This window comes from Rhizobium sp. AG207R (genome assembly GCF_027109195.1).
Lineage (GTDB): Bacteria > Pseudomonadota > Alphaproteobacteria > Rhizobiales > Rhizobiaceae > Rhizobium > Rhizobium dioscoreae.
In genome coordinates this window covers 1-1,004 of record NZ_JAEPVT010000031.1, presented here as the reverse complement: position 1 = coordinate 1,004, position 1,004 = coordinate 1, and the positions used below count along the sequence as shown (strand labels likewise).

General features: G+C 61.6%; 1 protein-coding gene. It reads right to left on the bottom strand.

The genetic code is table 11. The features are described from left to right. Window positions 1-1,004, bottom strand: a 1,004-nt coding sequence (locus JJQ51_RS32785) for a cytochrome ubiquinol oxidase subunit I (RefSeq protein ID WP_269245866.1), incomplete at both ends; no start/stop codon positions are given.

The window sequence follows — 1,004 nt, the reverse complement described above, 5'->3', positions numbered from 1 at the left end:
TCGATGGCGACCCAGGGCAGCGGAATGGCGAAGACCGCGATCCTCAGCAGCAGCGGATAGCGATCCAGTTTCCGGCGAGCCGAGAGCCAGAAGAAGACCGTCATCAGCAGGATGAAGAACATCCCGAGGCCGACCATGATGCGGAATGACCAGAAGAGCGTCGGCACATTCGGAATGGTGTCGCGAGCCGCTTGCGCAATCTGCTCCTCCGTCGCCTGGCGAGGATCGTCGACATAGCGCTTGAGCAGCAGAGCATAACCGAGCTCGTGGCCGATATCCTCGAAGGAGGTGCGCGCAGTGGCAACATCCTGCGAGACTTCGCCGGGCGTTGCCGGCTTGGCTGCGCGGATCTTCATCAGCGCGTCATAAGCCTTGATACCCTCCCGAATATGGTCCTTGGCCTGTTCCTCGAGCTTGTCGATGCCAGGGATTTCCGTCGTCAGCGACCGCGTCCCGATCAGGCCCATGGCCCATGGAATGTGAATGGCATAATGGGTCTCGCGGGCCTCCTGATCTGGGAAGCCGAAGGCGGTGAAGGCGGCTGGCGCCGGTTCGGTCTTCCACATGGCTTCGATTGCCGCGAGCTTCATCTTCTGATGTTCGGTCGTCAGATAGCCGCTTTCATCGCCAAGCACGACGACCGAAAGCGCCGAAGCCAGGCCGAAGGATGCGGCAACCGTCATCGAACGCTTCGCGAGCTCGACGCTGCGGCCCTTCAGGAGATACCAGGCCGAGACACCAAGCACGAAGACCGAGGCGCAGACATAGCCGGCCGAGACGGTGTGCACGAACTTCGCCTGCGCCACCGGATTGAAGACGACATCGAAGAAACTGACGATCTCCATGCGCATGGTCTGCGGGTTGAGCGCCGAGCCGGCCGGGTTCTGCATCCAGCCATTGGCAATCAGGATCCACAGCGCCGAGAAGTTCGATCCCAGCGCCACCGCCCAGGTCGCGACCAGGTGGCCAACCTTCGACAGCTTGTCCCAGCCGAAAAAGAACAG